Source organism: Leifsonia poae (assembly GCF_020009625.1).
GTDB classification, from domain to species: domain Bacteria; phylum Actinomycetota; class Actinomycetes; order Actinomycetales; family Microbacteriaceae; genus Leifsonia; species Leifsonia poae_A.
Genome location: NZ_JAIHLP010000002.1, coordinates 891644 through 918141 on the forward strand (window position 1 = coordinate 891644; position 26498 = coordinate 918141).

The window sequence follows — 26498 nt, forward strand, 5'->3', positions numbered from 1 at the left end:
CTACTTCGACGCCTTGATCGTGGCCGCGAGGCCGTCGACGATCTTCTGAAGGTCGGCCTGCGGTCGCTCGACGATGACGGCGGTGTTCTTCGACTCCGCCAGCACCGCGTCCTGGACCGCCTTGGTGTGGTAGAGCTGAACGATCTTCAGGTAGGTCTTGTTGTCCTTGTCCGCAGCCCTGGCCACGAACGCGTTGATGTACGGCTCGGCCGTGGCACTTTTCGGGTCGTCCTGGAAGATCGCCGACTTCGGGTCGATCCCGGCGGTCAGGGCGAAATTGTTGTTGATGATCGCCCCGTCCGCCGAGGTGAGCGCGGGGGCGGTCTGCGCGGCGTCGACCGGGATGACGGAGACCCGAGACCGGTCGGCGACGATATCGGCGGGCGTCGCGAGGGTGTTCCCGCCGTCCTTCAGCGTGAGCAGCCCGGCCTTCTGGAGCACGAGCAGCGCCCGGGCCTGATTGGTGGCGTCGTTGGGGATGGCGATCGTGGCGCCCTGCGGGATCTCGGCGACCGACGTGTACTTGTCGGAGTACAGCGGGAGCGGCACGACCAGGGTCGACCCGATCGGCACCAGGTTCTGACCGGTGGAGACGTCGTAGTCGGCCAGGAACTGAAGATGCTGGAACAGGTTGAGGTCGATCTGCCCCGAGTTGAGGGCCGGGTTTGCCTGCGTGTAGTCGCCGAAGTTCACCACCCGGATGTCGATGCCCTCCTTCGCCGCGGCCTTCGTGAGCACCGCCCAATACGGCGAGGCCTTCTCGGTGGTGCCGATCGTCACGGTAGCCCGCTTCCCCGCATCAGAGGAGGCGGGGGCGCTGAGGTTCACCAGCAGGAGAACGACCGCGACGATCACCGCCACCACGGCGACCGCAATGCCGACGATCCAGCCGGTCTTCGACTTCGGCTTGTCGGGGAGCGTGGGGGTCGGTGGCGGGGAAACGGACATGGCTGTGCCTCTTTCGTGAAGGGGTAGGGGGATGCCGACGTCAGGTTTGGCGGCTCTTCGACCCTCTCCCGAACCGGGCGGCGGATCAACCCGTGTTCCGAAATGTGACGCGCGAGATACATCCCCGGATGGACGCCGGAACGGCTCGGGGATGACGCGGGCGACGGCGCCGCTTCCCTAGCCTCGGGGCATGACCGTGATCTCCTCCCCTCTGCCCACCCGCGACATCGACCGAGTGAGACCCTTCGCCACCCTCACCGTCGACCACGAGGCGATCATGCACAATGTGTGCCTGGTGCGGGCGATCGCCGGCGTTCCCGTGCTCGCCGTCGTGAAAGCCGACGGCTTCGGTCTCGGGATGACCGCGGTCGCCCGCTCGGCGCTGCGGGGCGGCGCCGTCGCCCTCGGCGTGGCGACCGTTGACGAGGCGCTGCGTCTGCGGGCGGCCGGGATCTCAGCGCGGATCCTCGCCTGGCTCGCCGATGCGCAGTGCGACCTCGACGCCGCCATCCGGCTCGGGGTCGAGCTCGGTTGCTCGACCGGGCCTCTGCTGGAGACGATCGTGGCACGGGCGCGGACGCTCGGACTCACGGCGCGGGTGCATCTCGAACTCGACACCGGGCTCAGCCGGGGCGGTGCGGATCGCGCCGACTGGGCGGGCCTGTGTCGCAGCGCTGCCGCGCACGAACACTTCGGGGCCCTCCGCGTCGTCGGGGTGTGGTCGCATCTCGCCCGGGCGAACGAGGCGCATCCATTGGCCACCGCGGGCGCCATCGAAACACTGACCGAAGCGGCGGTGACCGCCGCCTCGGCGGGGCTGACCCCCGAGGTCGTGCATCTGGCCAGCTCGGGCGCGGCGCTCGCGCATCCCGGCGCCCGGTTCTCACTGGTGCGCTGCGGCCAGGCGCTGTTCGGCGTGCAGCCGGTGGACGGCGAGCAGTACGACCTGCGACCGGTGCTGCGACTCACCTCGCGTGTCGTGCAGCTTCGGCGGGTGCCCGCCGGAACAGCCGTCTCCTACGGCGGCGGCTATCGCACCGAGGCGGAGACGACCCTCGCCCTGGTGCCCATCGGCTACGCCGACGGCATCCCACGCCTCGCGGGAGACCGAGCGGAGGTGCTGCTGCGGGGGCGGCGCTGCCGGGTGGTCGGCCGCGTCTCGATGGATCAGCTGGTGGTCGACGCCGGCCCGGTGGACAGCGAAGTCGCCGACGGCGATGAGGTCGTGGTCATCGGCGATCCGGCGCGGGGCGAGCCGGGACTCGGCGAGTGGGCGCAATGGGCGCACACCATCCCGCAGGAGATCATGACCGGGATCGGGTCGCGTGTCGAGCGCCGCCACCTCGGGGCGGCCCGCGTTGCCTGAGCGCGACACCACCGTCGTCGTGATCTACGGCGGGGCGAACACCGAGCACGAGGTCTCACTGTCGTCGGCCCGGGATGTCGTCGACACCCTGCGCGGGATCGGTTTCGTCGTGCGGCCGATCGGCATCGACCGATCGGGTGTCTGGCACGCGGCCGAGGTCGACGCGCTCGTCGCCGGCACCCCTCCTGCCGCGTCAGCGAGCGGCCGCTCCCCCCTCCCCGGCCCGCGACCGGAGCTGTGGCGGGGCGCCGACGTCGTCTTCCCGGTGCTGCACGGGCGCTACGGGGAAGACGGGACCGTTCAGGGAGCGCTGGAGCTGGCAGGCTTGCCGTATATCGGGTCGGGTGTTCTCGCGAGCGCGATCGCGATGGACAAGCGGATGACCTGGCGCGTCGTTCCGGCGGCGGGAGTGCCCATGGTCGAGACCCGGGCGGTCGACGACTTGGGCGCCGTTCCGGCCGCTGTGCGCGGGTGGTCGCTTCCGCTGTTCGTCAAACCCAACCGTGCCGGATCGAGCGTCGGTGCGACGCGGGTCGACGACCTGGGAGATCTCGCCCCAGCGGTGCGCACCGCGCTGACGCACGACCGCGTCGCCCTGATCCAGCCCGCGGTTCTGGCCGACGAGGTCAGCGTCGGCGTGTACCGCACCCCGGCCGGAGAAGCGACGGTCACCGGCGCCTCTCTCGTCGAGCTCAGCGGATCGAGCACTTTCTTCGACTACGCCGACAAGTACGGCGGCGGCACGACCACCATCCGCATCCCGGCAGACATCGACCCGTCCGTCGTTGAGCGGCTCAAGCGGTTCGCGCTCGCGGCGTTCGAAGCGATCGACGCCGAGGGCCTGGCGCGGATCGACTTCTTCGTCACCCCGTCCGGCGAGGTGCTCCTCAACGAGATCAACACCCTGCCCGGCCTGACCGCGCACTCCCATTTCCCCCGCCTCTGTGCGGCCGACGGTCTCGATTACGTCACGCTGCTCGGGATGCTCGTGGAGCGCGCGATCGCGGTCGGGCGGCGGTGAGGCCACCCGACCGCGAGAAGGGCACGCCGGTGAAAAGGCTCAGGCGTTCTGCGCGACCGCCTGGGTCTCGTTGAATCGAAGGGTGTTCCCCGACGGGTCGCGGAACGCGCAATCCTTCGGTCCCCACGGCTGCTCGATCGGCTCCTGCAGCACCTCGGCGCCTGTGGCGCGGATGTGCTCGAACGTGCGGTCGACGTCATCGGTGCTGAACACCATGATCGGAAGAACGCCTTTCGTGAGCAGCTCCTGCATGGTGTCGCCGTCGGCCTGCGACCGCCCGGCGTGCGGGTTGCTGAGCACAAATTCGACGCCCGGCTCGGCGCTGCTGCCGAGGGTGACCCAGCGGCCGCCGCCGGAGGAGACGTCGTTGAGCACGTCGAACCCGAGGGCGTCACGATAGAACGTGATCGACTCGTCGACGTCGTTGACGGTGATCTGGCAGTACTTCAATGAAATCGTCATGGGACAAGCCTAAGAAGTCGACCGGGCCGGCACTTCTCCAAAACTGCTCACTTCGCGATCGCTCGCCTTCTGCCGTCGCGGCCGGGTGCGCTGCTTCGCCTCGCACGACGGCATCGCCTCGACGGCACTGTGCTCCCGCGCCCGATACGCGCTGGGGGTCTCACCGTTCAGCTCGGTGAACCGCGAGCTGAACGATCCGAGCGAGGTACAGCCGACCGCCATACAGGCGTCGGTCACGCTCATCCCACCGCGCAGCAGCGCCATCGCCCGCTCGACCCTGCGGGTCATCAGATAGCTGTACGGCGTCTCACCGTAGGCCGCACTGAACTGGCGCGAGAAATGCGCGGCCGACATGAGCGCATGCTGCGCGATCGTGGGCACGTCGAGGGGGCGGGCGTACTCACGATCGATATAGTCGCGCGCCTGTCGCAGGCGTGTGAGCGCGGCGAGTTCTTCTGGTGACACGCGTCGAGCGTACACCGGCCCGCTCGGCTGGGCTCAGCTCGGCTCGACGAGCCGGATGAAGGTGCTCAGCTCGGCGACGCCCGCCGGGGTGACCGGCAGGTACTCGGTCAGAAGCGGAGAATGCACGAGGAAAGCAGCCCATTTCGCCCGGGAGATCGCCACATTGAGCCGGTTCTTCATGATCAGGAAGGACATGCCGCGCGGAACGTCCGCTGCGGACGACGCCGCGAGACTCACGATCGCGATCACGGCCTCCTGCCCCTGGAATCTGTCGACCGTGCCGACTCTCACCTCGGCGAGCCCGGCCGTGGCCAGCGCCTCTCGCACGGCGGCGAGTTGCGCGTTATACGGGGTGACCACGATCACGTCGGCCGGAGTGAGCGGATCGTCCACCCGCCCGGTGCTCGGATCACTCCACCGGGTGCCGAGCACCGATCCGACCAACCGCACGACCTCCTCTGCTTCCTCGGAGGAGTCGGTGGCGTTGCCGGTGTGCAAAACCGGAACCGGATGCAGTCCGGGGGCCACACCGTCGAGCATCCGCGCCGCCGCCTCGGGATGCGCGTGCAGCCGGCCCTCGTACGACAGCTGCGACACGGGGGCTGCCAGACGTGGATGCAGTCTGCGGGTCTCGGCGAGAAAGGTGCCGAACTCCGGCGGCAGCACGTCGTGCCCCTCGCTCACCCAGCCCAGCGCCGAACCATCGATGGGCTCGGGATGACTCCCCTGACTCACCTGCGGGAGTTGCTGCGGATCGCCGAGCAGCAGCAGACTGCGGGCGCTGACGCCGGCGGCGATCGTCGCGGCGAGCGAGAACTGCCCGGCCTCGTCGACGACCAGCAGGTCGAGGCTGCGCCGCGGGATGCGCGCGGGGTTGCTGAAATCCCAGGCGGTGCCACCCACCACGAAACCAGTCGACGCGTGGTCGAGCGCGAAGAGCAGCTGCCCTTCGCGTTCGATCTCGGTGAACCGATGATCGCCGCCGTCCGCCTCGGCTTTGGCCACCTTGCCGACCAGGGCCGGGTCGAGCCCCGCGCCGACGACCGCATCGAGCAGATGTTCGACGACGGTGTGCGACTGGGCTACGACGCCGACCCTCCAGTTGTGGCGTTGCACCAGGGTGGCGATCACGCGCGCGCCCAGAAAAGTCTTGCCGGTGCCGGGCGGCCCCTGCACGGCCAGGTAGGAGTCGTCGAGGTCGAGCAGGCCGGCGACGACGTCGGCGATGGGGTCTCCCCCGCTCGGCGGCGGCATGCCCGACCTGGTGCGGGGCGGAACGCGGCGGAGCACATCCGTCATCGGGTCGTGGGGCCATCCAGGCTGGGCCGCAAGGATCTCCCCCGCCCACTCGTCGATGGCCACCTTCTGCCGGCCGACCGGCAACGGCTTGGCCGGGCAGAGCGCGCTCGGCAGTGCGGCGTAGGGCAGGGTCTCCGCCGGCAGCGTCTCTTCGACCACGATCCCGCCGTCGTCGGAAACCTCGACGACCCTCACGGCTCGCGCAGACCGTGCCCCGGGCTCCATCGAACCGGGGGCGAACGGGCCGGGGAATTCGTAGAGCAGGAAAGGCCCGGTCTGCGCTCCCGGGCGGATCGAGCTGCCCGCCGCCAGTCGGCCCCGCAGCGACAGCAGGCGTCGGTCGCTGCGCTGCTTTCCCTCCCGGTACCAGTCGCGCACGACACGGGCGCTCTCCACCACGAGCACGTCACGGGTGTCCTCCCACTCCTCCACCGGCTCGACAAGCCGCGTGAAGTGCGCCTGCCAGAAGCTCTTCTGCTCCCGCCGGTGGTAGTCGATGGCGGCCGCAGCGAACGCCGCCGCTGTCTCGTCGGGGGTGCGCTCCGGGTCGAGCGGATCCCCGGCCAGCGCGAGAAGCTCTGCTCGCAGCGTGGAGGGCTCCAGTTCGACGACAGCGCTCTCCGGCACCGCCAGCCCCACCGGGATGCCGTTGCCGGCCGCGAGCGATACCAGCCAGTTCCGCAGGCGAAGAGTCGAGACGCAGTCGTAACGGTTGTAGTCGCCGATCTCGTGCAGCATCCGTTCCGCCTCGACCGCCCTGCCGAGCTGCAGAAGGTCACGGGCGTTCGCATACTCGGTGATGGAGTCGGCCGCGTTCGTCACATCACTCTCACGCAGCTCACTGCCCATGTAGAGCGGCTCGAGCTTCTTGATCGAGTACGACCGCGAGCCGACCCGCAACGCCTTGCGCACCACGGGGTAGAGATCGACGAGGACGCTCTCGCGCAGCAGCTGGTCGACATCGTCTTCGCCGATGCCGTGCCGGGCTGCGAGCGACAGCAGGTGGGTCCGCTCATAGGAGGCGTAGTGATAGATATGCATTCCCGGATGCGCGCGACGCCGCTCCCGCACGAACGCCAGAAACTCCTCGAGGGCCCGCCGCTCCGCAGCGAAATCGTGCGCCCAGAACGCGGTGAACACCGCATCGGTGTCGACCAGGCCGAACAGGTAGTCGAGCCCCCAGCGGGTGCCGGGGCCTTCGGTGTAGAGCGGGTCGCCCTCGAAGTCGAAGAAGATGTCGCCGTCATCAGGGCGGGGCAGCACGGCGAGGGCGGGCGGGTTGACGAGCGTGATCGGTGGCGGGGCTCCGGTCACGGCCGCGCGCTGCAGGCTGGCCTGCTCGCGCAGTCCGTCGAGCGTGCCCGCCCCGATGCCCGCGACGGTTCCTGTCGAGGTCGCCAACTCGTCGATGGTGCGGATGCCCGCCTCGACCAGGTGCGCACGCTGAGTAACGCGGAGCCCGGCCACGAGGAGCACATCCCGGCTCGCCTGAATCTCGGTCTCGCAGGCCACGCACTGCCCGCACACGCTGTAGCGCGCATCCCCCCAGCGCACCGCGGCGGTGTCGGCCAGATGCTCGTGCACGATGTGCAGGAGGCGCGCTCGGCGTTTGCCGTACACCGGGGCGATATCGGAGAGCCGGTGCTCGCTCACCGTGCCATCGCCGAGCAGCAGTTCGACCGTCTCATCGGTCGGAACGCCCAGCCGTTCGAGCTGCTCGGCATACGCCGCGAGCTGCAGCAGGGCGGTGACCCTCGCACTGCGGGCGAGCTTCGAATCCTGAACCCGGTAACGCCCCTCGGGGGTCCGCACGATGAAATCGGCGAACCCGATGAACGACCCGTCGAAGAAGGTCGCCTGGAAAACCAGGTCGGCGCCGCTCGCGAACGCCGCCGATGTCTGCTCGACGGCCGCGGCGAGGCTCGCCGCGTTCAGACGCTCGGGCCGCTCGATCTCCACCGCGCCCGCGCCGAACCGCTCGCGATAGCCGGTGAGGATGCGGTGCTCGTGCTCATCACCGAGGCGGGAGGTGCGCAGGTACATCGCATCGTCGACCTCCGCCGCCGCCTCGACCCGCCCGAGCTTCACGTCGAGGGTGCGCAGGAAGGCGAACTCGCAGTGGGAGGCGCTGGTGAGGTCGCTCGCGCTCGTGATGACGACGCCATCGAGCAGGAACATGCTGCCCCTCTTCTGTCGGCGGATCCGACGAGCGGGTGATCGCTCGCTGAGACGAGGCTATCGGGAGCGGACGACAGCCGGACCGACCGGCGCAACCGTGCGCCGACGCTCTGACACCATCACACCAGCACGACGATCCCGGCCACCAACGAAGCGAGCGCCAGGAGAAGTGCCACCGCCAGCAGAGTCGCGTGCACAGCTAGGAAGGCCGTCGCTTTGCCTGCCGCATCCCGGGCCCGCGGGTCCTTCGAGACGCGCGCGAAGAAGCGCGGCCAGGCCACCACGTTGAACACGGCGTTGAGGAACAGAACGATCGCGGCGAAGACAGTCATGGTGCCGCCAGCCTACGAGCACGCCGAGAGGATGCGGACTCAGCCGTTCTTCTTCGCAGCAGCGGCCGCCTTCACCGCCCGCTTCGTCTCGCGCACCTTCGCGAGCGATCCCGGATCGACGATATCGGCCACCGACCGGTACGACCCCGTCTCCCCATACGCTCCGGCCGCCTCCTGCCACCCGCGCGCCTGCAACCCGCACTGCTTGCCGAGCAGGGCCAGGAAGATCCTCGCCTTCTGCTCTCCGAAGCCGGGCAGCGCCTGCAGCCGCGCCAGGATCTCGGCGCCGTCGGGCTCGCCGCGCGTCCAGATCGCACGGGTGTCCCCACCCCACTCCGAGACGATGGCCGCGCTCAGCGACTGCACCCGGCCCGCCATCGACCCAGGAAACCGGTGCACGGCCGGTGTCTGCTTCATGACGCCGACGAGCTCGTCGGGATCGAGGGAGGCGATCGTCGCGGCATCGAGGCCGCCCAAGCGGTCCCGCAATTTGGCCGGCCCCGTGAAGGCGGTCTCCATCGGGATCTGCTGATCGAGGAGCATCCCGAGCAGCAGGGCGAACGGATCGGCCGAGAGGAGCGCGTCGGCGTCCTCGTCTCCCGTGATGTGCAGGTCGGGGCTGTGCTGGTCTGAGCTCATGCCTTCCATCGTGGCACTCCTGCGCTCTCCTGTGGGGTGGTTCCTGCGACGGCCGGCATCACGGCCGGTTCACCGAAATGCTCCGCGAGCAGACCGAGCAGTGCCTGTGCCGTCGCGCTCGGCCTCGGGCGTGCGACGGCGCTCAGCACCCAGTCGATCCCGTCGCCGACCGGAACGGTCACCGTCCCGGCAGCGGGCAGCACCGTGAGGGCCGGCATCACAGCCACCCCGAGGCGGGCCGCGACGAACCGGGGGATCTCGCCCAGATCGGACACCTCCGTCGAAACCCGTCGGTCGATTCCGCGGGCCTCGAGCGCGCGGTCGAGGGTGATGCGATTGCCGAACCCCTCCCGCGCGTCCACCCACCGTTCCGACGCAAGGTCCGCCAGCATCACCATCGGCCGCGAGGCGAGCGGATGAGAATCCGGCAGCACGGCGACGAAGGGTGAGACCGCGAGCCGCTGGTAGAGCAGGTCGGGCAGCCGCCCCGGCAGCCCCATGAAGGCGACGTCGATCCGGCCCAGGCGCACATCCTTCGCCAACCCGGTCGAGCCGCTCGGCGACGGCCCCAATCTCAGGTCGACCAGCGGATGCCGGGTGTGGAACTCGCCCATGATCCCGGGCAGGTCGATGGTGGTCAGATTGGTGAAGACGCCGACGCTCAGCTGGCCGCGAAGACCGCCGGTCGTGTCGGCGAGCGCCCGCATCCGCTCGGCCGCTTCGAGGGTGTCCCTGGCGGCGTCGAGCATCTGACGGCCGAGCGGAGTGAGGCCGACCCGGTGGGGGTCGCGCTCGAAGAGGGCACCCCCGAGCTCGCGCTCCAGCGACCGGATGCCGGCGGAGACCGTCGATTGCGCCGCGAAGACGCGCTGCGCGGCGCGCGTGAAGTTGAGCTCGTCGGCGACGGCGACGAAGTACTCGAGTTGCCGGGTGTCCATGTGGCTATCGTATAACCCGATAGCAGTTATCATTGATATCCGTTGGACTCGATCACGATCCGGATGCACCATGGAGACATGACGAGCACGCTCCCCACCCCCACGATCCGCCCATCTCGAGCCCGGCTGCGCCACGGCGCTGGATTCTGGGTGGTCGCCGCCGCCTTCCTCGCGGTGATGGCGTTCTCCACCCTCCCCACACCGCTGTACTCGCTCTACCAGCAGCGCGACGGGTTCCCGACCTGGGTGGTCACCGTGGTCTTCGCCGCCTACGCGGTCGGAGTGATCGCGAGCCTGTTCCTGATCGGCCACATCAGCGACTGGGCCGGCCGGCGCCGGATGATCCTGGTGGCGATCGTGCTCGAACTCCTCGCGGCCGTCCTGTTCCTCCTCTGGAACGATGTCAGCGGTCTGCTCGTCGCCCGGGTCATCTCCGGCATCGGCGTCGGTGCGCTCACGGCGAGCGCCACAGCGCACCTGAGTGAGCTCCGCTCCGTCGCGCGACCCGACGAAAGCCCGCGCCTGGCGGGAACGGTCTCCACCGTCGTCAACACCGGCGGATTGGCACTCGGCCCGCTCATCGCCGGCGCACTCGCGCAGTTCCTCCCCTCTCCGCTCGTCATCCCTTACGCGGTCTTCCTCGTCGTGCTCGCGCTGGCCGCCATCGCGGTGGCCCTCGTGCCCGAGACGGTCGAGCGGGCGGAGGAGCGGCCACCGTACCGGCCCCAGCGCATCTCGCTCCCGGCCGGCGCACGCAGCACCTTCTCCGCCGCTGCGGTCGCGGCGTTCGCCGGCTTCGCGGTATTCGGCCTGTTCACCTCGCTCGCCCCGAGCGTCCTCGCGGGCACCCTCCACGAATCGTCGCGGCTGCTCGCGGGCGTCGTGCCCTTCTCGGTGTTCGCCTCCTCCGCCGTCTCGCAGATCGTCTTCGCCCGTGTCTCCGCCCGCGCACAACTTCTCGTGGGGCTGATCCTCGTCGTGGTCGGACTCGTCGGACTCGCCGTCGGTGTGCTCACGGCCGCCCTCGCACCGTTCATTCTGAGCGGCATCCTCGCCGGAGCGGGCGTCGGACTCCTGTTCCGCTCCGCGATCGGCGTCGCGGCATCGCTCGCAGCCCCGGAACGCCGTGGCGAGGTGCTCGCGGCCATCTTCCTCGTGGCGTACATCGGCCTCGCGCTCCCGGTGCTCCTGGTGGGGGTCGCGCTGATCTTCTGGCCGGTCGTCCCGGTTCTCGTGGTCTTCGTGATCGTGGTCGGGGCGCTCAGCCTCGTGGCGGGCATCCGGATGCTCGGCCGCATCGCCCCCTGACCCCTCCGCGAGCCGCATTTGCGACAAATGTCACCTCACGAGCGCCCCGAGGCGACATTCGGCGCAGATGTTCGCCGGGGCCCGCGTGACGCAGGGTGCTAGTCGCGGGCGGCGACCAATTGGATGCGCAGCGAATCGACGCGGGTGGCGATCACGTCGTCTGCCGCCCAACGGCGCGCCAGGCGCGCGAGCACCGCATCCAGCTCCTCTCGGCTGAGACCGTCGGCCAACTCCAATCGCACGACGAGCTCCTCGCCCGCCAGACGAGCGTCCGGGTCGCCATCGACCAGCGCCACGCGGTGCACCCCGAGCTCCGATCCGATCGAGGCGACGAACGCGGCGACGACGTCGGGGTCTCGGTGGCTCGGCAGCCACGGCTGACCTTGGGCGACCGCCCAGAGCGCAGGACGCCGCAACACGAACTCGGTCGCCGAGGTGGGGTCGAGCACGACCAGCTCCGTCTGCTCGCTCACGGCGGCGAGAGCCACCCGCGAGCCCGCGACGGGTATCGGGCGCGCCTCCGGGTTCCAGGCCTGCATGGCGATCACCGAGGAGAACGCCGGCAGCACGGTGCGACCGTCGGGCCCGGCGACCGTGACCAGGGAGAGCTCCTGTGTCTTGTCGATCAGGTGACCGCGCTCGTCTGTATCGCTCTCCCGAGCTCGGCCACGAGCGGAACGAGAAGCCGCGAGCGCCGCACCTCGTCCACGACCGCCTCCGCGCCGCACTCGCCCGCCCGAAACGCGGCGAGCACCCCGAGCAACGCGAGCGGGGCCGTTCCGTCGTCGTCGCCGAACGATGTCTCCTCGAACCGACGACCGGCCCACGGCTGCCCCGCCGAGTCGGCGAGCTGCGCCGCGAAACCGCTCAGACGCGCCGCCCCTTCGGCGCTCGGGCGCGCCTCGCCGGGCAGGCCGGTGCCGTTGCGGTCGCCCGCGTGCTCGTCGCCCGCGCCGCCGTCACCGTTCGTGTCAGTCTCCGGCGACATCCAGCGCCTCGGGCAAGGTGAAAGCCCCCGCATACAGCGCCTTGCCCACGATGGCGCCCTCCAATCCGAGCGGAACCAGCTCTCGCAGGGCGGCGATGTCGTCGAGGTTCGAGATCCCGCCCGACGCCACGACCGGGCGGGCCGTGCGATCCATCACATCGCGCAGAAGGTCGAGGTTGGGGCCGCGCAGGGTGCCGTCTTTCGTGACATCCGTCACGACGTAACGCGCGCATCCCGCGTCCTCGAGACGGGCGAGCACCTGCCAGAGGTCGCCGCCGTCCTGCGTCCAGCCGCGCGCGGCGAGGGTCGTGCCCCGCACGTCGAGGCCCACCGCGATCGATTCGCCGTACTGGCCGATCACATTCGCCGCCCACTCCGGATTCTCCAGCGCCGCCGTGCCCAAATTGATGCGCTTGGCGCCGATCGCGAGCGCCGACTCCAGCGACTCGTCGTCCCGGATGCCGCCGGAAAGCTCCACATTCACTCCGCGCACCTGCTTGATGACCTTCTTCAGCAGAGCGTGGTTGTTCCCGCGCCCGAACGCGGCATCGAGATCCACCAGGTGGATCCACTCCGCGCCCTGATCGGCCCAATCCGCCGCCGCCGCCACCGGGTCGCCGTAGTTCGTCTCCGAACCGGCCTCGCCCTGTGTCAGCCGCACGGCCTTGCCGTCGGCCACGTCGACTGCCGGCAGCAGGACGAGCCGCGGGGTGTTGTTGAATTCACTCATGTTCTTCCTCGGATAGACGCTCATGGTGCCGCCAGCGGCACAAGCCAGAAGCCTAGCGACTCCGCACGGTCAGAGCGTGCCGATCCAGTTGCGGAGCAACCGGATGCCCGCCGCTCCCGACTTCTCGGGGTGGAACTGGGTCGCACTGAGCGGGCCGTTCTCCACGGCAGCGATGAACCGCCCGCCGTGCTGCGCCCAGGTGATCTGCGGCTGCGGGAACGGAGGCACGACGTCGAGCGTCCACTCCTGGGCGCCGTAGGAGTGCACGAAGTAGAAACGCTCGTCGCGGATACCGTCGAACAGCACCGAATCGGGGGCCGGTTCGACGGTGTTCCAGCCCATGTGCGGAAGGACATCGGCGTGCAGACGGTCGACCTGGCCCGGCCACTCCCCCAGGCCTTCGGTGTCCACGCCTCGCTCAACGCCGCGGTCGAACAGCACCTGCATGCCCACGCAGATGCCGAGCACGGGGCGCCCGCCGGCGAGCCGGCGGTCGATCAGCTCGTCACCCCGCGAGGCCCGAAGCGCGTCGATCACGGCACTGAACGCCCCGACACCGGGAACGACGAGACCGTCGGCCTCGCGGGCGCGCACGCGATCGCCGGTCAGTTCGACGTCGGCGCCGGCGGCTTCGAGCGCTTTGACGGCTGAGTGGACGTTGCCGCTCCCGTAGTCGTAGACGACGACACCGGGTCGGCTCACAGCGCACCCTTCGTCGACGGGATGCCGCTGATCAGCGGGTCGAGCGCCTTCGCCTGACGGAACGCCCGCGCGAACGCCTTGAACTCCGCCTCCGCGATGTGGTGCGGGTCGCGGCCCCCGATCACGGTGACGTGCGTGGTGAGGGCTGCGTTGAACGAGATCGCCTCAAACACATGCCGCACCATCGATCCGGTGAAGTGGCCGCCGATCAGGTGGAACTCGAATCCGGCCGGTTCTCCGCTGTGCACGAGGTACGGGCGGCCCGAGATGTCGACAACAGCCTGCACGAGAGCCTCGTCCAGCGGCACGAGGGCGTCGCCGTAGCGGGAGATGCCGCGTTTGTCGCCGAGAGCCTGCTTGATGGCCTGCCCCAAGACGATGCCGATGTCTTCCACTGTGTGGTGCATATCGATGTGGGTGTCGCCGGTCGCCCGCACCCTCAGATCGGTGAGCGAGTGTTTCGCGAAAGCCGTCAGCAGGTGGTCGTAGAAGGGCACCGAGGTCTCGATGTCCGACTCCCCCGTCCCGTCGAGATCGAGGCTCAATTCGATGCTCGACTCGCTGGTCTCCCGCTGAAGTGTGGCCGTTCGCTTGGTCATGACTGCGAGCCTACCGGGAGCGTCGCAGCGCCAGCGGTCACCGCCGAGCCCGCCGAGGCCGGCCGACCGAGCGCGGCGAGGGCGTCGAGGAACGCCGTCGTCTCCGCCTCGGTCCCTGCGGTGACCCGGAGGTGCCCGGAGATGCCGACCACCCGGATGAGGATGCCCTGCGCGAGCAGCGCCTCGAAGGTGGCCCGCGGGTCGTCGACACCGCCGAAGAGCACGAAGTTGCTTCCGCTGCGATACGGACGGTAGCCGAGGCGACTCAGCTCCCTCACGAGTCGGTCGCGCTGGTCACGGATCTCGCCCACCATGGCGAGCATCTCGTCCGAGTGGGCGAGCGCCGCGTTCGCCGCCGCCTGGGTGAGCGCGGAGAGGTGGTAGGGAAGGCGGACCAGGCGGAGTGCATCCACCGCCGCCGGGTCGGCAGCGAGATAGCCCACGCGCGCGCCGGCGAAAGCGAACGCCTTGCTCATGGTGCGCGACACCAGCAGCCGGGGACGTCCCGGCAAGAGTGTCAGCGCCGAAGGGTGACCGTCGGGCATGAATTCGGCGTAGGCCTCGTCGACCACAACGATGCCGCGTGCCGCGTCGTACGCGGCTTCGATCGTCTCGATCGACAATGGCGTCCCGGTCGGGTTGTTGGGCGCGCACAGGATGACGATGTCGGGGTCGTGCCGGCGGATCTCGGCCACCGCCGTCCGCGGAGTCAGCTCGTAGTCGGCGTCACGCTCACCCGAGATCCAGGCTGTGCCGGTTCCCGCCGCGAGCAGCGGGTACATCGAGTATGTGGGGTCGAATCCGAGCAGGCTGCGACCGGGGCCACCGAAAGCCTGCAGAATCTGCTGGATCACTTCGTTCGAGCCGTTGGCCGCCCAGAGGTTCTCAGCGTTCAATCCGTGCCCGAGGTACTTCGAGAGACTCTCGCGCAGCTCGGTGAATTCGCGATCCGGGTAGCGGTTCACGGTCGTGATCGCCGCCGCCACGCGGGCGACGATGTCGGCCGCGACATCGGCCGGCACCGGATGCGTGTTCTCGTTCACGTTCAATGCGACGGGAACAACTTTCTGCGGAGCGCCGTAGGGCGTTTTACCCCGCAGATCGTCACGGATCGGCAGATCAGAGAGGGAGGTCACCGTTCAATCGTAGTTCCCCAGAACCGATCGTGACGTCGCCGAGGAAGAGGACGATCAACGCCGTCACGCGGCGCCGTCGCTCGCTATCGCCGCCGCCGCGACAGGCTGTGCGGATCAGTGCTCGTACTGCGCCGGGATAGCGATGCGCTGCCCCGGTGAGACGACGGCGGTGTCGAGCTGGTTCAGCGAGACGATGTCGGCGATCACGTCGCGCGGGTCGGCACTCGGCGCGACCTTCTCCGCGATGCTCCAGAGCGACTGCCCAGAGGAGACCGTCACATAGTGGAACTGCACGTGCGCCTGTTCTCCGGAGGCGGCGGCTCCCCCGCCGTTGAGCGCGAACACGAGCGCGCCGATCACGAGAGGCACCGCGGCGAGCGACGTGAAGACCACGCGCCCACGGCGCGTGAGGTGCAGGCGCGTGGTGGCGCCCTCGGGAACGGTGAAGCCCGACGGTGACATGGTTACCGTTGCTGTGCTCATGTTCTTGACCTCCTAAGATTCCGCATCCGCTGCTTGGCCGGCAGGGCGGATGCGAAGCTGTGTTCCGAATATATCTTCGAATGTTCGAAACCACAACCATGCGATTCGGGAGAAAACATCGAAGACATTCGAGACACGCTCGAACATATGTTTGTTTTACCCCTGCATCGTGGATACAGTTTCGATTGTCTGGAGTTCACCCAACCAGGCACCACCGACATTCGCACCACGCCGGATGCGCCAGGCGGGTCACGAAGGGACGACAGTGTCGAACGACAACCAGACAGCGCGGGAGCGCGGCGGCACGCGACGACGCAAGAACCTCAGCGAGAAGCAGCTCGCCATCCTCGAGATGATCAGTCGTTCCGTCAGCCAGCGCGGCTATCCGCCGAGCATGCGCGAGATCGGTGACGCCGTCGGCCTCTCCTCGCTTTCCAGCGTCACGCACCAGCTCAACCAGCTGGAGCTGAGCGGCTACCTGCGGCGCGACCCGAACCGTCCGCGCGCCCTCGAGATCCTCATCGACGTTCCGTCCACCTCGGCCACCCCCGACTACGAGAGCCAGATCCCGGTCGGCGACGCCGCGATGGTTCCGCTCGTCGGCCGTATCGCCGCCGGCATCCCGATCACCGCCGAGCAGCAGGTCGACGAGGTCTTCCCGCTGCCGCGGCAGCTCGTCGGCAACGGTGAGCTCTTCATGCTCAAGGTCGTGGGCGAGTCGATGATCGATGCGGCTATCTGCGACGGCGACTGGGTGGTCATCCGCTCGCAGAACACCGCCGAGAACGGCGACATCGTCGCGGCGATGCTCGACGAGGAGGCCACCGTCAAGGTGTTCCGTCAGCGCGACGGTCACACCTGGCTACTGCCGCGCAACTCGAACTTCGAGCCGATCCTCGGCGACTTCGCCGAGGTGCTCGGCAAGGTGGTCGCCGTTCTCCGCGCGGTCTGATCCTTCCCTCGACACATTTGTGCCGAATGTCACCTCGTCGTGCGTCAGAGGCGACATTCGGCACAAATGTTCGCCCTCTGGGGGTGGCTAGGCCCAGCCGAGTTCGTGGAGGCGCGCGTCGTCCAGCCCGAAGTAGTGGCCGATCTCGTGCACCAGCGTCACCCGCACCCGCGCCCGCAATTCATCGAGGGTCGCGCTGTGCTCGGCGAGGTTGTTCTTGTAGAGCGTGATGCGGTCGGGCAGTTCACCGAAACCGTAGTAGCCGCGTTTGGTCAGCGGATGCCCGCTGTAGAGCCCGTACAGGCGCGGTCGCGCGCCGGCCGGCTGATCTTCCAACAGGATGGCCACATTCTCCAACGGCTCCACCATGTCGCGCGGCAGACCGTCGTAGACGTCGTTCACCATCGCCTCGAAGTCCCCATCCGAAATCTCGACCATGAGCCCATCCTCCCCTGCCGCCATGGTTTTCGCGCGCCACCGCATCCATCTCACGGCTCCGTCGGAGATCCGGCCGCTTTCGCCCCGGATCTCCGACGGTACTGGGAATGCAGGGCTCGTCAGGCCGTCACGCCGGCTTTGGCCCGAACCGCCCGGGTCGCCTCGATGATGTTGCGCAGCGACGCGACCGTCTCGTCGTACCCGCGGGTCTTGAGCCCGCAGTCCGGGTTCACCCACAGCTGCCGGCCCGGGATGGCGCTCAAGGCCGTCTCGAGCAGCTCCGTCACCTCGGCGACGCTCGGCACGCGCGGCGAGTGGATGTCGTAAACGCCCGGACCGATGCCGTGCTCGAATCCGGAGGTCTGGATGTCGTGCACGACTTCCATCCGCGAACGGGCCGCCTCGATGCTCGTCACGTCGGCGTCGAGATTGCGGATCGCGTCGATCACCACGCCGAACTCCGAATAGCAGAGGTGCGTGTGGATCTGCGTCTCGTCGCGCACGCCGGCGGTGGAGAGCCGGAATGAGCCGACCGACCAGTCCAGGTATTCGGCGTGGTCGGCCTTCTTGAGCGGCAGCAGCTCGCGCAGCGCCGGCTCGTCCACCTGCACGATTCGGATGCCCGCGGCCTCCAGGTCGGCGATCTCGTCGCGCAATGCGAGCGCCACCTGGCGAGCCGTGTCGCCGAGCGGCTGGTCGTCGCGCACGAACGACCAGGCGAGAATGGTGACCGGCCCGGTCAGCATGCCCTTGACCGGCTTCGCGGTGAGGCTCTGCGTGAAGCTCGACCAGTCAACCGTGATCGGCGCCGGCCGCGACACATCGCCCCAGAGGATCGACGGACGCGTGCATCGGCTGCCATACGACTGCACCCATCCGTTCTGCGTCACCGCGAATCCGTCGAGGTTCTCGGCGAAGTACTGCACCATATCGTTGCGCTCGGGCTCGCCGTGCACGATGACGTCGATTCCGATCTCCTCCTGGAGGTCGACGACGCGTTTGATCTCCGCCTGCATCCGTGCGAGGTACTCGGCTTCGCTCAGCAGCCCTTTCGCAAGCTGTGCCCGGGCTCGGCGGATGTCGCTCGTCTGCGGGAACGATCCGATGGTGGTGGTGGGCAGGAAGGGCAGCCCGAGCGCCGCGTCCTGCGCCGCCAGCCGGTCGGTGTAGTCGCCGCGCGAGAAGTCCTGCGCGGTGAGGGCGGCGGTCCGGGCGCGCACCGCCGCATCCCGTACTCCAGGCGCTGCGGCCCGATCGGCGAGTGCCGCGGATGCGTCGCTCAGCTCTCCCTGAATGGCCTCGTGTCCGTCGACGAGGCCGCGCGCGAGCGTCGCCACCTGCGTGACCTTCTGGTCGGCGAATGCGAGCCAGCCCTTGAGCTGATCGGCGAGGGCGGGCTCATCGTCCACATCGTGCGGAACGTGCAGCAGCGACGTCGATGTGGAGACCGCCACCTCCGGGCTCAGTGCCAACAGCTCGGTGAGCCGGCCGAAGGCGGCCTCCAGGTCGCCTCGCCAGATGTTGTGACCGTCGATCACTCCGCCGACCACGGTCTTGCCGGCGAGGGCGGATGCAGTCGCCGGGTCGAGCCCGGTCGGCACGCTTCCGCGCACGAGGTCGAGCGAGAGCGCTTCGATCGGCGTGGCCGCGAGCACGGGAAGCGCATCGCCGAGGCTTCCGTACGGTGCGGCGACGAACAGTGCCGGCCGACTCGCGACCGCGCCGAGCACGGCATAGGCCGTGGCGACCGCCGAGAGCAGCGCCGAGCGTTCCTCGTCGATGCTCTCGCTGACGAGGGCCGGCTCGTCGAGCTGCACCCAGGGGGCGCCGGCCGCCGCGAGGCGGGTCAGTAGCTCGGCATACACCGGCAGCAGGTCGTCGAGGCGCGAGAGCGGGTGGAAGCCCTCCGGCGCCTCATCGCTGGCCTTGCTGAGTGCGAGGAAGGTCACGGGGCCGACGATCACCGGTCGCGTGACGAATCCGGCCGCCTTGGCCTCCTCGAACTCGCGCACGATGCGGTCCGAAGCGAGCCGGAACGTGGTCTCCGGTCCGATCTCCGGCACGAGGTAGTGGTAGTTCGAGTCGAACCACTTCGTCATCTCCAGCGGTGCGTTCTCGCCCTCGCCGCGAGCGATCGTGAAGTAGCCCGCGAGGTCCACCACGCCGGCGGCGTCGACCCGTGAAGCGAAGCGGGAGGGGACGGCCCCGACCGTCACCGCGGCGTCGAGCATCTGGTCGTAGTAGCTGAAGCTCTCCGGGATCGACGCGTCGTCACGCCCCAAGCCGAGCGCCGCAAGGCGTTCCCGGGTGGCGGAGCGCAGCTCGGCGGCCGTTGACTCGAGCTCGTCGGCCGTCGTCGTTCCCGCCCAGAAGCTCTCGACCGCCTTCTTGAGCTCCCGGCGACGCCCGATGCGCGGGTAGCCGATGATCGTGCCCGTCGGGAAGGCGGTGCGGGGTGTCGTGTCGGTCATGCTGGTTCCCTTTCGGTGGTGCTTCCGGCGGGCAGGAGCCCGATGCGGTCGAGGACGGCCAGGACGGCCGCGTGCTGGTTGAAGGTGTAGAGGTGGATCCCGGGGGCGCCGCCGTCGAGCAGCCGGGCGGCGAAATCAGCGGCCCACGCGATGCCGATCTCACGCTGCCCCTCCTCGGTCGGTTCGATCTCCAACTGGATCGCGAGCTCGCTCGGCAGATCCTCGCCACTCAGCTCGAGCATCCGCCTCAGTCGCGCCGAGCTGGTGACGGGCATGATGCCGGGGAGGATCGGGAACAGCACCCCGGCCTCCTTGGCCTTCTGCGCAAAGGTGAGGTAGTCCTCCGGGTGGAAGAACAGTTGGGTGATGCCGAGGTTGGCACCGGCCGCCTGTTTGGCGAGCAGCGTGTCGATGTCCTGGCTCGTCGAGCGGGAGCTGGGGTGCCCATTGGGGAAGGCGGCGACGGCGATCTGCACGCGTTCGCGTCCCCGGTCCACTTCGCGCGCGGTGGGCAACCCGGGCACGGGTCGCTCCTGGTAGGGCACGCGCTCGGCCTGCACCCGGTGGATGAGCTGCACCAATTCGCCCGCACTGCGGAGGTCGCCCAATCCGCTCTCGCCCGGCGCCGCATCCGCGGGCGGGTCGCCGCGCACCGCGAGGAAGCGACGTACACCCGCATCGAGGAATTCACGGATCAGCTGATTGGCTTCCGCATGCGAGGAGCCGACGCAGGTGAGATGCGCCATCGGGCTCACCGCGGTGTGTTCGAGGATGTAACGCAGCACGTCGAGCGACGAGGCGCGGGAGGAGCCGTTGGCGCCGAAGGTCACCGAGATGAACTCGGGATGCGCGGCCGCGAGCCGGTCGATCGTCGCCGGCAGCGCCACGGCGGAGGCCGCACTGCGCGGCGGATACAGCTCGAAAGAGAACCGCGATGCGGTACAGCTCATGGCGTCCTCGGTGGTGGGTTCGACGGTTGCTGCCGGCTCGGCCGCGTCCGTCCCGTCAGGGTCAGAACCCCGCTCGGCGGGGTGTTCGCGGGCGGGTGCCGGGCTCGGCTGTCGCACCACCGAGCGGGTCGTCCGCATCGGTTGACTCGAAATCTAGCAATGTCCGGCCAGGGAGGAAACCCGTGTGTCGTCGTGTGACGGCCGAACACCGCGAGCCGGCGGCCTCGATGGCCACCGGCTCGCTGCGGTAGGGGTGGGTTCTAGACGGTCGGCGTCACCGCGAACGCTTCGAACACCGACTCGTACTCGGGCTGGATGCGCGCGGTGACCCGGGTGCCGTCTTCGACGTACTCGGTCGAGAGAACGCGGCCACGCTCGTGCAGGGCCGAGATCAGATCGCCCCGGTCGTACGGCACGACGAGTTCGATCTCGATGGAGGTGTCGGGCAGCAGGCGTGCGATGGCGCCGAGCACCTCGTCGATCCCTTCGCCCGTGCGCGCCGAGGCGAAGATCGCGCCCGGTTCGAGACCGCGCAGAACGAGACGCTCATCCGGCCCGACCAGGTCGGCCTTGTTGAACACCACGATCTCCGGGAGGTCGCGGGCGCCCACCTCTCCGATCACGTCGCGAACCGTCGCGAGCTGACTGGCCGGGTCGGGGTGCGAACCGTCCACGACGTGGACGATCACATCCGAGTCGGCCACCTCTTCGAGTGTGGAACGGAAAGCCTCCACCAGCTGGTGCGGCAGATTGCGCACGAAGCCGACCGTGTCGGCCAGCGTGTAGAGCCGACCGTCCGCCGTCACCGATTTGCGTACGGTGGAGTCGAGGGTCGCGAACAGCGCGTTCTCGACGAGCACGCCCGCCTTGGTGATGCGGTTGAGCAGACTCGACTTGCCGGCATTGGTGTACCCGGCGATCGCCACCGACGGAACCGAGTTGCGCCGACGGTTGGCACGTTTCGCTTCCCGTGCCGGCTTGAACCCGATGATCTGTTTGCGCAGCTTCGCCATCCGGGTGTGGATGCGGCGGCGGTCGAGCTCGATCTTCGTCTCGCCCGGACCGCGGGACCCCATCCCGGCCCCCGCGCCGCCGACCTGGCCACCGGCCTGCCGCGACATCGAGTCACCCCAGCCGCGCAGGCGCGGCAACAGGTATTCGAGCTGCGCGAGCTCCACCTGCGCCTTGCCTTCCCGGCTCTTGGCGTGCTGGCTGAAGATGTCGAGGATGACCGCGGTGCGGTCGATGACTTTCACCCGCACCACGTCTTCGAGGGCACGCCGCTGGCTCGGAGCCAGCTCAGTGTCGGCGATCACAGTGTCGGCCCCGAGTGCGGCGACGACACCCGCGAGCTCCTGCGCCTTGCCTTTGCCGAGGTAGGTGCTGGCATCCGGATGCGGTCGGCGCTGCAAGAGCCCGTCCAGCACGACGGCGCCCGCGGTCTCCGCCAGGGCGGCGAGCTCGCGCATGGAGTTCTCGGCGTCCTGCAGGGTGCCCTGCGAGTAGATGCCGATCAGCACCACGTTCTCGAGCCGCAGCTGCCGGTACTCGACCTCGGTGACGTCTTCCAGTTCGGTGGACAGCCCGGCGACGCGGCGGAGCGCGGCGCGCTCCTCGCGGTCGAATTGTTCGCCGTCGTGGCCGGTGTCCTCGGTTCCGGTCGATTGCAGCGCCTGAGCGCCCCGACCGAAGAGGGACATGCCGGCGTGGGTGTCTGCATTGGCGAGGACCCGGGCGACGACATCGGTGTCATCGGTCGGCGTCGGCGCTTCGCTGAAGTTTTCGTTCATTCGTGTGTCCTGCATCTGGCCAATATCGTATCCGAGTTGGCCCTCGTTCGTTCGTGTCCTGTACGGTCCTGTTATGGCCAGCGGAGATCACTACTTTTCCTCGGCGCCCGAGAGCGAACTGAAGCTCCGGCCGATTACCGTCCGCCTAGCCGGACAGACCTACGATCTGACGACGGCGAACGGCATCTTCAGCCCCGAGCGCATCGATACGGGTACGCGAGTGCTCCTCGACCATGTCCCCGCTGCACCGCCCGGCGGCCATCTTCTCGACCTCGGCTGCGGCTGGGGGCCTCTGGCTCTCACACTTGCTCTCGAATCCCCTCACGCGACCGTTTGGGCCGTCGATGTCAACACCCGAGCGCTGGATGTGGTGCGCAGAAACGCGCAGAAGCTCGGTCTCACTAATGTAAACACATCCGTGCCCGATGATGTTCCCGATGATGTGTCTTTTACGACGATCTGGTCGAACCCGCCGATCCGCGTCGGCAAGAACGAGCTGCACAATCTGCTCGAGAAGTGGTTGCCGCGACTGGAGCCGGGCTCCGACGCGTGGCTGGTCGTGCAGCGGAACCTCGGCTCCGACTCGCTCCATCGCTGGATCCAGGCCACATTCCCCGAGCTGAGCACCTCGCGCGCCGCCACATCGAAGGGCTATCGCGTTCTGCGCTCCCGACGCCACGGGGACTGAGCCCGGCACGAAACCGCAACGTGCCTGTTCGTCGGTCCGGTTCGTCGGTCCGGTTCGTCGGATCAGCTGCTCGGGCCTGTGCCTCGGGCCTGTGCCTCAGCTCAGAGCCTCGACTCAGAGCCACGGGTCAGAGCCACGGATCAGAGCCGAGGGCTAAGCCAGTTCGAGGGTTCCGGTGTAGACCAGTTCCGCCGGCCCCGACAGGGCGACATGTTCGCCGTCTTCGGTGGGGAACATGCGCACGCCCAGCGTTCCGCCGGGAACGTCGACCCGCCACTGGTTGGGAGCGCCGGCGCCCGCCCAGTACCGCACGGCGAGGGCCGCCGCGGCCGTGCCGGTTCCGCAGGAGAGCGTCTCGCCGCTTCCCCGTTCGTGCACGCGCATCCGGATTCGGCCGACGCCGTCTTTCACGAGCGGCTCGTGCGGCACGACGAACTCCACGTTCGCCCCGTCGGCGGGCGCCGGCTCGAGGTGCGGGATGTAGGTGAGGTCGGCCGCCTCCAGCTCGGCCTCGTCGGCCACCGCGACCACGACATGCGGGTTCCCCACGTCGATGCCGAGGCCCGGGCGCGCGACCGGGAGTTCTTTGGCGCGCACCAACGGCTCTCCGCCGTCGAGCGTCCACCGGCCGAGATCCACCTGGAAGCCGGTCAGATTCCGCTGCACGTCTCGAACACCGCTGCGGGTGCCGATGGCGAGAGTGTCACCGTCGGCGAGCTCGACGAGCCCCGACTCGATCAGGAACCGCACATAGACCCGGATGCCGTTCCCGCACATCTCAGCCACCGAACCGTCGGCATTGGAGTAGTCCATGAACCACTCGGCGGCGTCGTCTTCGGCCAGGGCTTCGACACCCTCCGGCAGGTGTTTCGATCGCACCGCGCGGATGATGCCGTCTGCCCCGATGCCGAAGTGCCGGTCGCAGATCTCGGCGATCTGGCTCGGCGTCAGGTCGATGAGACCGTCCGGGTCGGCGAACAGCACGAAGTCGTTGCCGGTGCCGTGTCCTTTGGTGAAGTGGAGCGTTGTCGCCATGCTCACAGCCTATCGAGCGCGGCGACGGTCAGGTTCGGGTCGTCGTACGCGAGCCAGTGGATGCCGGGGTACCGCTTGAACCAGCTCACCTGCCGTCTCGCATAGCGTCGGGTGAGCTGCTGCGTCTTGGCGATCGCCTCTGCCCGGTCGACCTCGCCGCGGAGCTCCGCGAGCGCCTGCGCATACCCGATGGCGCGGCTCGCCGTCACCCCGCGCTCCAACCCGCGCGGGATCAGGGCGGAGACCTCGTCGAGCAGGCCGTCGGCCCACATCCGCTCGACCCGGGCGTCGAGCCGCGCCGTCAATTCGTCCCGGGGTGCGGTGAGGCCGAGGACCGTCGTCGGCCGCCACGGCACCGGGGTCTCGGGGAGGGATGCGCTCACCGGCTCCCCCGTCAATGCGACGACCTCGAGGGCGCGCACGAGGCGCCGTCCGTTGCTCGGTCCGATCGACGCGGCCGCCGCCGGGTCGATGGCGAGCAGACGCCGGTGGAGCAATCCGGGCCCGCGTTCGGTGAGCTCGGTTTCGAGCGACTGCCGGAGCGCCGCGTCCGTTCCCGGGAACCGGAAGTCGAAGATCACACTCGAGACGTAGAGTCCGGAACCACCGACGAGGATCGGAACGGCCCCGCGCGCCAGGATCTCTTCCACGGTGCGACGCGCGGCCGGCTGGTAGCGCGCCACCGTGGCCTCGTCGGTCACATCGAGCACGTCGAACAGGTGGTGCGGGATACCCCGCCACTCGGCCTGCGGCAGTTTGGCGGTGCCGACGTCCATTCCACGGTAGAGCTGCATGGCGTCGGCGTTGACGACCTCGGCGGGTCGGCCGGCGGCGCGCAGCCCCTCGGCGAGGTTCAGTGACAGCTCGGTCTTGCCGGTGCCGGTGGGCCCGACGATCGCGACGATCGCGCCGTCGGGTCCGGAGGTGTCGCGCCCGGCGCCGTCGAGCTCGGTCAGCGTTCGCCGTCCGTCGGGTCGTAGATCGGCATGGTTCCGACGCCGGGCGAGGTGAGCGGCTCGGCTGCCCGCAGCGTGGGGAGGCCGAGCGACACACGGCCGAGCGCGGATGCTGTGCCCCCGGCAAGCGCCGGCACAGCACAGGACGCCGCCTCGGCGCGGTCCCAGGCCTCGCCGGCACGGGTGCGCCGGATGGCGAGTGGAGCCCCGTCGGGCGAGTCGGCGATGAGGTGGAACGGCGCCGCCTGTGTGACGGTCACCGTCACCACATCGCCCGGTCGGGGTGTCTCCGAACCGGCCGGCACCTCGAAGTGCACGAGCCGGCTGTCGTGGGCGCGCCCGCTCAGCCGGTGCGTGTCGGCGTCTTTGCGGCCTTCCCCGTTTGCGACGAGGAGCTCGACCCGGCGACCGATCACCGTGCGGTTCTCTTCGAGGGAGATGTGCTCCTGCAGAGCGATGAGTCGCTCGTATCGGTCTTGAACGATCTCTTTGGGAACCTGGTCGGCCATCGTGGCGGCCGGTGTTCCCGGGCGGATCGAGTATTGGAACGTGAACGCTGACGCGAAGCGCGCTGCCTCGACCACACGCAACGTCTCTTGGAAGTCTTCCTCGGTCTCGCCGGGGAAGCCGACGATGATGTCGGTGCTGATCGCCGCATCCGGCATCTTGGCGCGCACCCGGTCGAGGATGCCGAGAAATTTCTCTGAGCGGTACGACCGCCGCATCGATTTGAGGATGCGGTCTGACCCGGATTGCAGCGGCATGTGCAGTTGCGGCATCACAGAGGGCGTCTCGGCCATCGCGTCGATGACATCGTCGGTGAATGCAGCGGGGTGGGGACTGGTGAACCGGATGCGCTCCAGCCCGTCGATCTCGCCGGCCGCCCGCAGCAGTTTGCTGAAGGCCTGCCGGTCGCCGAATTCGACGCCGTAGGAGTTGACGTTCTGACCGAGCAGGGTGACCTCGATGGCCCCGTCGTCGACGAGGGCTTGGATCTCGGCGAGGATCTCTCCCGGCCGGCGGTCTTTCTCTTTGCCGCGCAGCGAAGGGACGATGCAGAACGTGCAGGTGTTGTTGCAGCCGACCGAGATCGACACCCATCCGCTGTAGCTCGAATCACGCTTGGTGGGCAGAGTCGAGGGGAACGTCTCGAGCGATTCGAGGATCTCGATCTCGGCGGCGTCGTTGTGGCGCGCCCGCTCCAGCAGGCTGGGCAGCGATCCCATGTTGTGCGTGCCGAAGACGACGTCGACCCAGGGGGCTTTCTCGAGGATGACGTTCTTGTCTTTCTGCGCCAGGCAGCCGCCGACCGCGATCTGCATGCCCTCATGCCGCTTCTTGACCGAGGCGAGGTGGCCGAGGTTGCCGTAGAGCTTGTTGTCGGCATTCTCGCGAACCGCGCAGGTGTTGATCACGACGATGTCGGCCTCGTCACCGTTCGCCGGGATGTAGCCGGCCGCTTCGAGCGACCCACTCAGTCTTTCCGAGTCGTGCACGTTCATCTGGCACCCGTAGGTGCGGACCTCGTACGTGCGCGCCCGGCCGTTCGAGTCGACCGCCGCGGACGACGGCACGATGACGCTGCGCTCTTCCGTGATGCTCATAGTTCGTCTAGTTTACGTTC

24 protein-coding genes and 1 pseudogene are annotated in these 26498 nt (G+C 68.8%); 5 read left to right on the forward strand and 20 right to left on the reverse strand.

The genetic code is table 11. The features are described from left to right. On the reverse strand, positions 1-948 hold the full coding sequence (locus K5L49_RS04895; protein ID WP_223690878.1) for a MetQ/NlpA family ABC transporter substrate-binding protein: 948 nt from the start codon (positions 946-948) through the stop codon (positions 1-3). 190 nt (positions 949-1138) lie between these two features. Between K5L49_RS04895 and alr the strand changes: the two genes are divergently transcribed. Beyond that, positions 1139-2314: an alanine racemase gene (gene alr, locus K5L49_RS04900; protein WP_223690879.1), complete on the forward strand. Its 1176-nt coding sequence runs from the start codon at positions 1139-1141 to the stop codon at positions 2312-2314. Next, complete coding sequence (locus K5L49_RS04905) at positions 2307-3335, forward strand: D-alanine--D-alanine ligase family protein (RefSeq protein WP_223690880.1); 1029 nt, start codon at positions 2307-2309, stop codon at positions 3333-3335. Before alr ends, K5L49_RS04905 begins: the two co-directional genes overlap by 8 nt. A 39-nt stretch (positions 3336-3374) precedes the next feature. On the opposite strand, the gene K5L49_RS04910 is transcribed toward K5L49_RS04905, so the two are convergent. From K5L49_RS04910 to K5L49_RS04935, 6 genes are all read right to left on the reverse strand, one after another. Next, entirely contained in the window at positions 3375-3797 is a 423-nt protein-coding gene (locus K5L49_RS04910; protein WP_223690881.1) for a VOC family protein, read from the reverse strand. Between the two features lie 9 nt (positions 3798-3806). Continuing rightward, complete coding sequence (locus K5L49_RS04915) at positions 3807-4262, reverse strand: helix-turn-helix transcriptional regulator (protein WP_223690882.1); 456 nt, start codon at positions 4260-4262, stop codon at positions 3807-3809. Positions 4263-4295: 33 nt separating this feature from the next. Continuing rightward, positions 4296-7739 carry a TM0106 family RecB-like putative nuclease gene (locus K5L49_RS04920; protein WP_223690883.1) on the reverse strand — a complete coding sequence of 1148 codons (3444 nt, stop codon included), beginning with the start codon at positions 7737-7739 and terminating at the stop codon, positions 4296-4298. A 119-nt stretch (positions 7740-7858) separates the two neighbouring features. Next, positions 7859-8071 carry an SCO4848 family membrane protein gene (locus tag K5L49_RS04925; RefSeq protein WP_223690884.1) on the reverse strand — a complete coding sequence of 71 codons (213 nt, stop codon included), beginning with the start codon at positions 8069-8071 and terminating at the stop codon, positions 7859-7861. Between the two features lie 39 nt (positions 8072-8110). Next, a complete protein-coding gene (locus K5L49_RS04930; RefSeq protein ID WP_223690885.1) occupies positions 8111-8710 on the reverse strand; it encodes an HhH-GPD-type base excision DNA repair protein in 600 nt (199 codons plus the stop codon). Continuing rightward, positions 8707-9648, reverse strand: coding sequence for a LysR family transcriptional regulator (locus K5L49_RS04935; RefSeq protein ID WP_223690886.1), 942 nt, complete (start codon positions 9646-9648; stop codon positions 8707-8709). The genes K5L49_RS04930 and K5L49_RS04935 overlap by 4 nt, the downstream gene beginning before the upstream one ends. A gap of 78 nt (positions 9649-9726) precedes the next feature. Between K5L49_RS04935 and K5L49_RS04940 the strand changes: the two genes are divergently transcribed. Further along, positions 9727-10956, forward strand: a complete 1230-nt coding sequence (locus tag K5L49_RS04940) for an MFS transporter (RefSeq protein WP_223690887.1) — start codon at positions 9727-9729, stop codon at positions 10954-10956. A 98-nt stretch (positions 10957-11054) separates the two neighbouring features. Here the strand turns inward: K5L49_RS04940 and K5L49_RS04945 are convergent. The 6 genes and pseudogenes from K5L49_RS04945 to K5L49_RS04970 all read right to left on the reverse strand — a co-directional run bounded on the left by K5L49_RS04945 (position 11055) and on the right by K5L49_RS04970 (position 15594). Then, positions 11055-11944, reverse strand: a pseudogene (locus K5L49_RS04945) (SseB family protein). Then, positions 11928-12674 (reverse strand): bifunctional 1-(5-phosphoribosyl)-5-((5-phosphoribosylamino)methylideneamino)imidazole-4-carboxamide isomerase/phosphoribosylanthranilate isomerase PriA, encoded by a 747-nt coding sequence (gene priA / locus K5L49_RS04950; RefSeq protein WP_223690888.1) that lies wholly within the window; start codon positions 12672-12674, stop codon positions 11928-11930. The pseudogene K5L49_RS04945 and the gene priA overlap by 17 nt, the downstream one beginning before the upstream one ends. A gap of 69 nt (positions 12675-12743) precedes the next feature. Continuing rightward, a complete protein-coding gene (gene hisH / locus K5L49_RS04955; RefSeq protein ID WP_223690889.1) occupies positions 12744-13376 on the reverse strand; it encodes an imidazole glycerol phosphate synthase subunit HisH in 633 nt (210 codons plus the stop codon). Continuing rightward, positions 13373-13975 carry an imidazoleglycerol-phosphate dehydratase HisB gene (hisB, locus tag K5L49_RS04960; protein ID WP_223690890.1) on the reverse strand — a complete coding sequence of 201 codons (603 nt, stop codon included), beginning with the start codon at positions 13973-13975 and terminating at the stop codon, positions 13373-13375. The genes hisH and hisB overlap by 4 nt, the downstream gene beginning before the upstream one ends. Beyond that, positions 13972-15111, reverse strand: coding sequence for a histidinol-phosphate transaminase (locus K5L49_RS04965; RefSeq protein ID WP_223690891.1), 1140 nt, complete (start codon positions 15109-15111; stop codon positions 13972-13974). The genes hisB and K5L49_RS04965 overlap by 4 nt, the downstream gene beginning before the upstream one ends. 114 nt (positions 15112-15225) lie before the next feature. Further along, the gene (locus K5L49_RS04970; RefSeq protein ID WP_223690892.1) at positions 15226-15594 is read right to left on the reverse strand and encodes a LysM peptidoglycan-binding domain-containing protein; all 369 of its coding nucleotides are present in this window, start codon (positions 15592-15594) and stop codon (positions 15226-15228) included. 235 nt (positions 15595-15829) lie between these two features. On the opposite strand from K5L49_RS04970, the gene lexA reads away from it, so the two are divergent. Next, positions 15830-16546 (forward strand): transcriptional repressor LexA, encoded by a 717-nt coding sequence (gene lexA, locus K5L49_RS04975; protein ID WP_263298816.1) that lies wholly within the window; start codon positions 15830-15832, stop codon positions 16544-16546. Positions 16547-16633: 87 nt separating this feature from the next. Here the strand turns inward: lexA and K5L49_RS04980 are convergent, their stop codons facing one another. The 4 genes from K5L49_RS04980 to hflX form a co-directional block, all read right to left on the reverse strand. Next, the gene (locus K5L49_RS04980) at positions 16634-16984 is read right to left on the reverse strand and encodes a metallopeptidase family protein (protein WP_223690894.1); all 351 of its coding nucleotides are present in this window, start codon (positions 16982-16984) and stop codon (positions 16634-16636) included. 119 nt (positions 16985-17103) lie between these two features. Continuing rightward, positions 17104-19455 (reverse strand): 5-methyltetrahydropteroyltriglutamate--homocysteine S-methyltransferase, encoded by a 2352-nt coding sequence (gene metE / locus K5L49_RS04985; protein ID WP_223690895.1) that lies wholly within the window; start codon positions 19453-19455, stop codon positions 17104-17106. Then, positions 19452-20543: a methylenetetrahydrofolate reductase gene (locus tag K5L49_RS04990; RefSeq protein ID WP_308116517.1), complete on the reverse strand. Its 1092-nt coding sequence runs from the start codon at positions 20541-20543 to the stop codon at positions 19452-19454. The genes metE and K5L49_RS04990 overlap by 4 nt, the downstream gene beginning before the upstream one ends. Positions 20544-20665: 122 nt before the next feature. Beyond that, positions 20666-22195, reverse strand: coding sequence for a GTPase HflX (gene hflX / locus K5L49_RS04995; RefSeq protein WP_223690896.1), 1530 nt, complete (start codon positions 22193-22195; stop codon positions 20666-20668). A gap of 73 nt (positions 22196-22268) precedes the next feature. Here hflX and K5L49_RS05000 point away from each other — a divergent pair, with 73 nt between their 5' ends. Next, positions 22269-22883: a class I SAM-dependent methyltransferase gene (locus K5L49_RS05000; RefSeq protein WP_223690897.1), complete on the forward strand. Its 615-nt coding sequence runs from the start codon at positions 22269-22271 to the stop codon at positions 22881-22883. A gap of 153 nt (positions 22884-23036) precedes the next feature. Here the strand turns inward: K5L49_RS05000 and dapF are convergent, their stop codons facing one another. From dapF to miaB, 3 genes are read right to left on the reverse strand one after another with little or no spacing between them, the layout of a single operon-like run. After that, on the reverse strand, positions 23037-23918 hold the full coding sequence (gene dapF / locus K5L49_RS05005) for a diaminopimelate epimerase (protein WP_223690898.1): 882 nt from the start codon (positions 23916-23918) through the stop codon (positions 23037-23039). 2 nt (positions 23919-23920) lie between these two features. Continuing rightward, a complete protein-coding gene (miaA, locus tag K5L49_RS05010; RefSeq protein ID WP_223695244.1) occupies positions 23921-24823 on the reverse strand; it encodes a tRNA (adenosine(37)-N6)-dimethylallyltransferase MiaA in 903 nt (300 codons plus the stop codon). A 47-nt stretch (positions 24824-24870) separates the two neighbouring features. After that, positions 24871-26478: a tRNA (N6-isopentenyl adenosine(37)-C2)-methylthiotransferase MiaB gene (gene miaB, locus K5L49_RS05015; RefSeq protein WP_223690899.1), complete on the reverse strand. Its 1608-nt coding sequence runs from the start codon at positions 26476-26478 to the stop codon at positions 24871-24873. Positions 26479-26498 lie beyond the last annotated feature (20 nt).

Coding starts and splice junctions, on each gene's coding strand:
- K5L49_RS04895 (WP_223690878.1), bottom strand. CDS start 948: ATGTCCGTTTCCCCGCCACCGACCCCCACGCTCCCCGACAAGCCGAAG.
- alr (WP_223690879.1), top strand. CDS start 1,139: ATGACCGTGATCTCCTCCCCTCTGCCCACCCGCGACATCGACCGAGTG.
- K5L49_RS04910 (WP_223690881.1), bottom strand. CDS start 3,797: ATGACGATTTCATTGAAGTACTGCCAGATCACCGTCAACGACGTCGAC.
- K5L49_RS04920 (WP_223690883.1), bottom strand. CDS start 7,739: ATGTTCCTGCTCGATGGCGTCGTCATCACGAGCGCGAGCGACCTCACC.
- K5L49_RS04925 (WP_223690884.1), bottom strand. CDS start 8,071: ATGACTGTCTTCGCCGCGATCGTTCTGTTCCTCAACGCCGTGTTCAAC.
- K5L49_RS04930 (WP_223690885.1), bottom strand. CDS start 8,710: ATGAGCTCAGACCAGCACAGCCCCGACCTGCACATCACGGGAGACGAG.
- K5L49_RS04935 (WP_223690886.1), bottom strand. CDS start 9,648: ATGGACACCCGGCAACTCGAGTACTTCGTCGCCGTCGCCGACGAGCTC.
- K5L49_RS04940 (WP_223690887.1), top strand. CDS start 9,727: ATGACGAGCACGCTCCCCACCCCCACGATCCGCCCATCTCGAGCCCGG.
- priA (WP_223690888.1), bottom strand. CDS start 12,674: ATGAGTGAATTCAACAACACCCCGCGGCTCGTCCTGCTGCCGGCAGTC.
- hisB (WP_223690890.1), bottom strand. CDS start 13,975: ATGACCAAGCGAACGGCCACACTTCAGCGGGAGACCAGCGAGTCGAGC.
- K5L49_RS04970 (WP_223690892.1), bottom strand. CDS start 15,594: ATGAGCACAGCAACGGTAACCATGTCACCGTCGGGCTTCACCGTTCCC.
- lexA (WP_263298816.1), top strand. CDS start 15,830: ATGCGCCAGGCGGGTCACGAAGGGACGACAGTGTCGAACGACAACCAG.
- K5L49_RS04980 (WP_223690894.1), bottom strand. CDS start 16,984: ATGGTCGAGATTTCGGATGGGGACTTCGAGGCGATGGTGAACGACGTC.
- metE (WP_223690895.1), bottom strand. CDS start 19,455: ATGACCGACACGACACCCCGCACCGCCTTCCCGACGGGCACGATCATC.
- K5L49_RS04990 (WP_308116517.1), bottom strand. CDS start 20,543: ATGCGGACGACCCGCTCGGTGGTGCGACAGCCGAGCCCGGCACCCGCC.
- hflX (WP_223690896.1), bottom strand. CDS start 22,195: ATGAACGAAAACTTCAGCGAAGCGCCGACGCCGACCGATGACACCGAT.
- K5L49_RS05000 (WP_223690897.1), top strand. CDS start 22,269: ATGGCCAGCGGAGATCACTACTTTTCCTCGGCGCCCGAGAGCGAACTG.
- dapF (WP_223690898.1), bottom strand. CDS start 23,918: ATGGCGACAACGCTCCACTTCACCAAAGGACACGGCACCGGCAACGAC.
- miaB (WP_223690899.1), bottom strand. CDS start 26,478: ATGAGCATCACGGAAGAGCGCAGCGTCATCGTGCCGTCGTCCGCGGCG.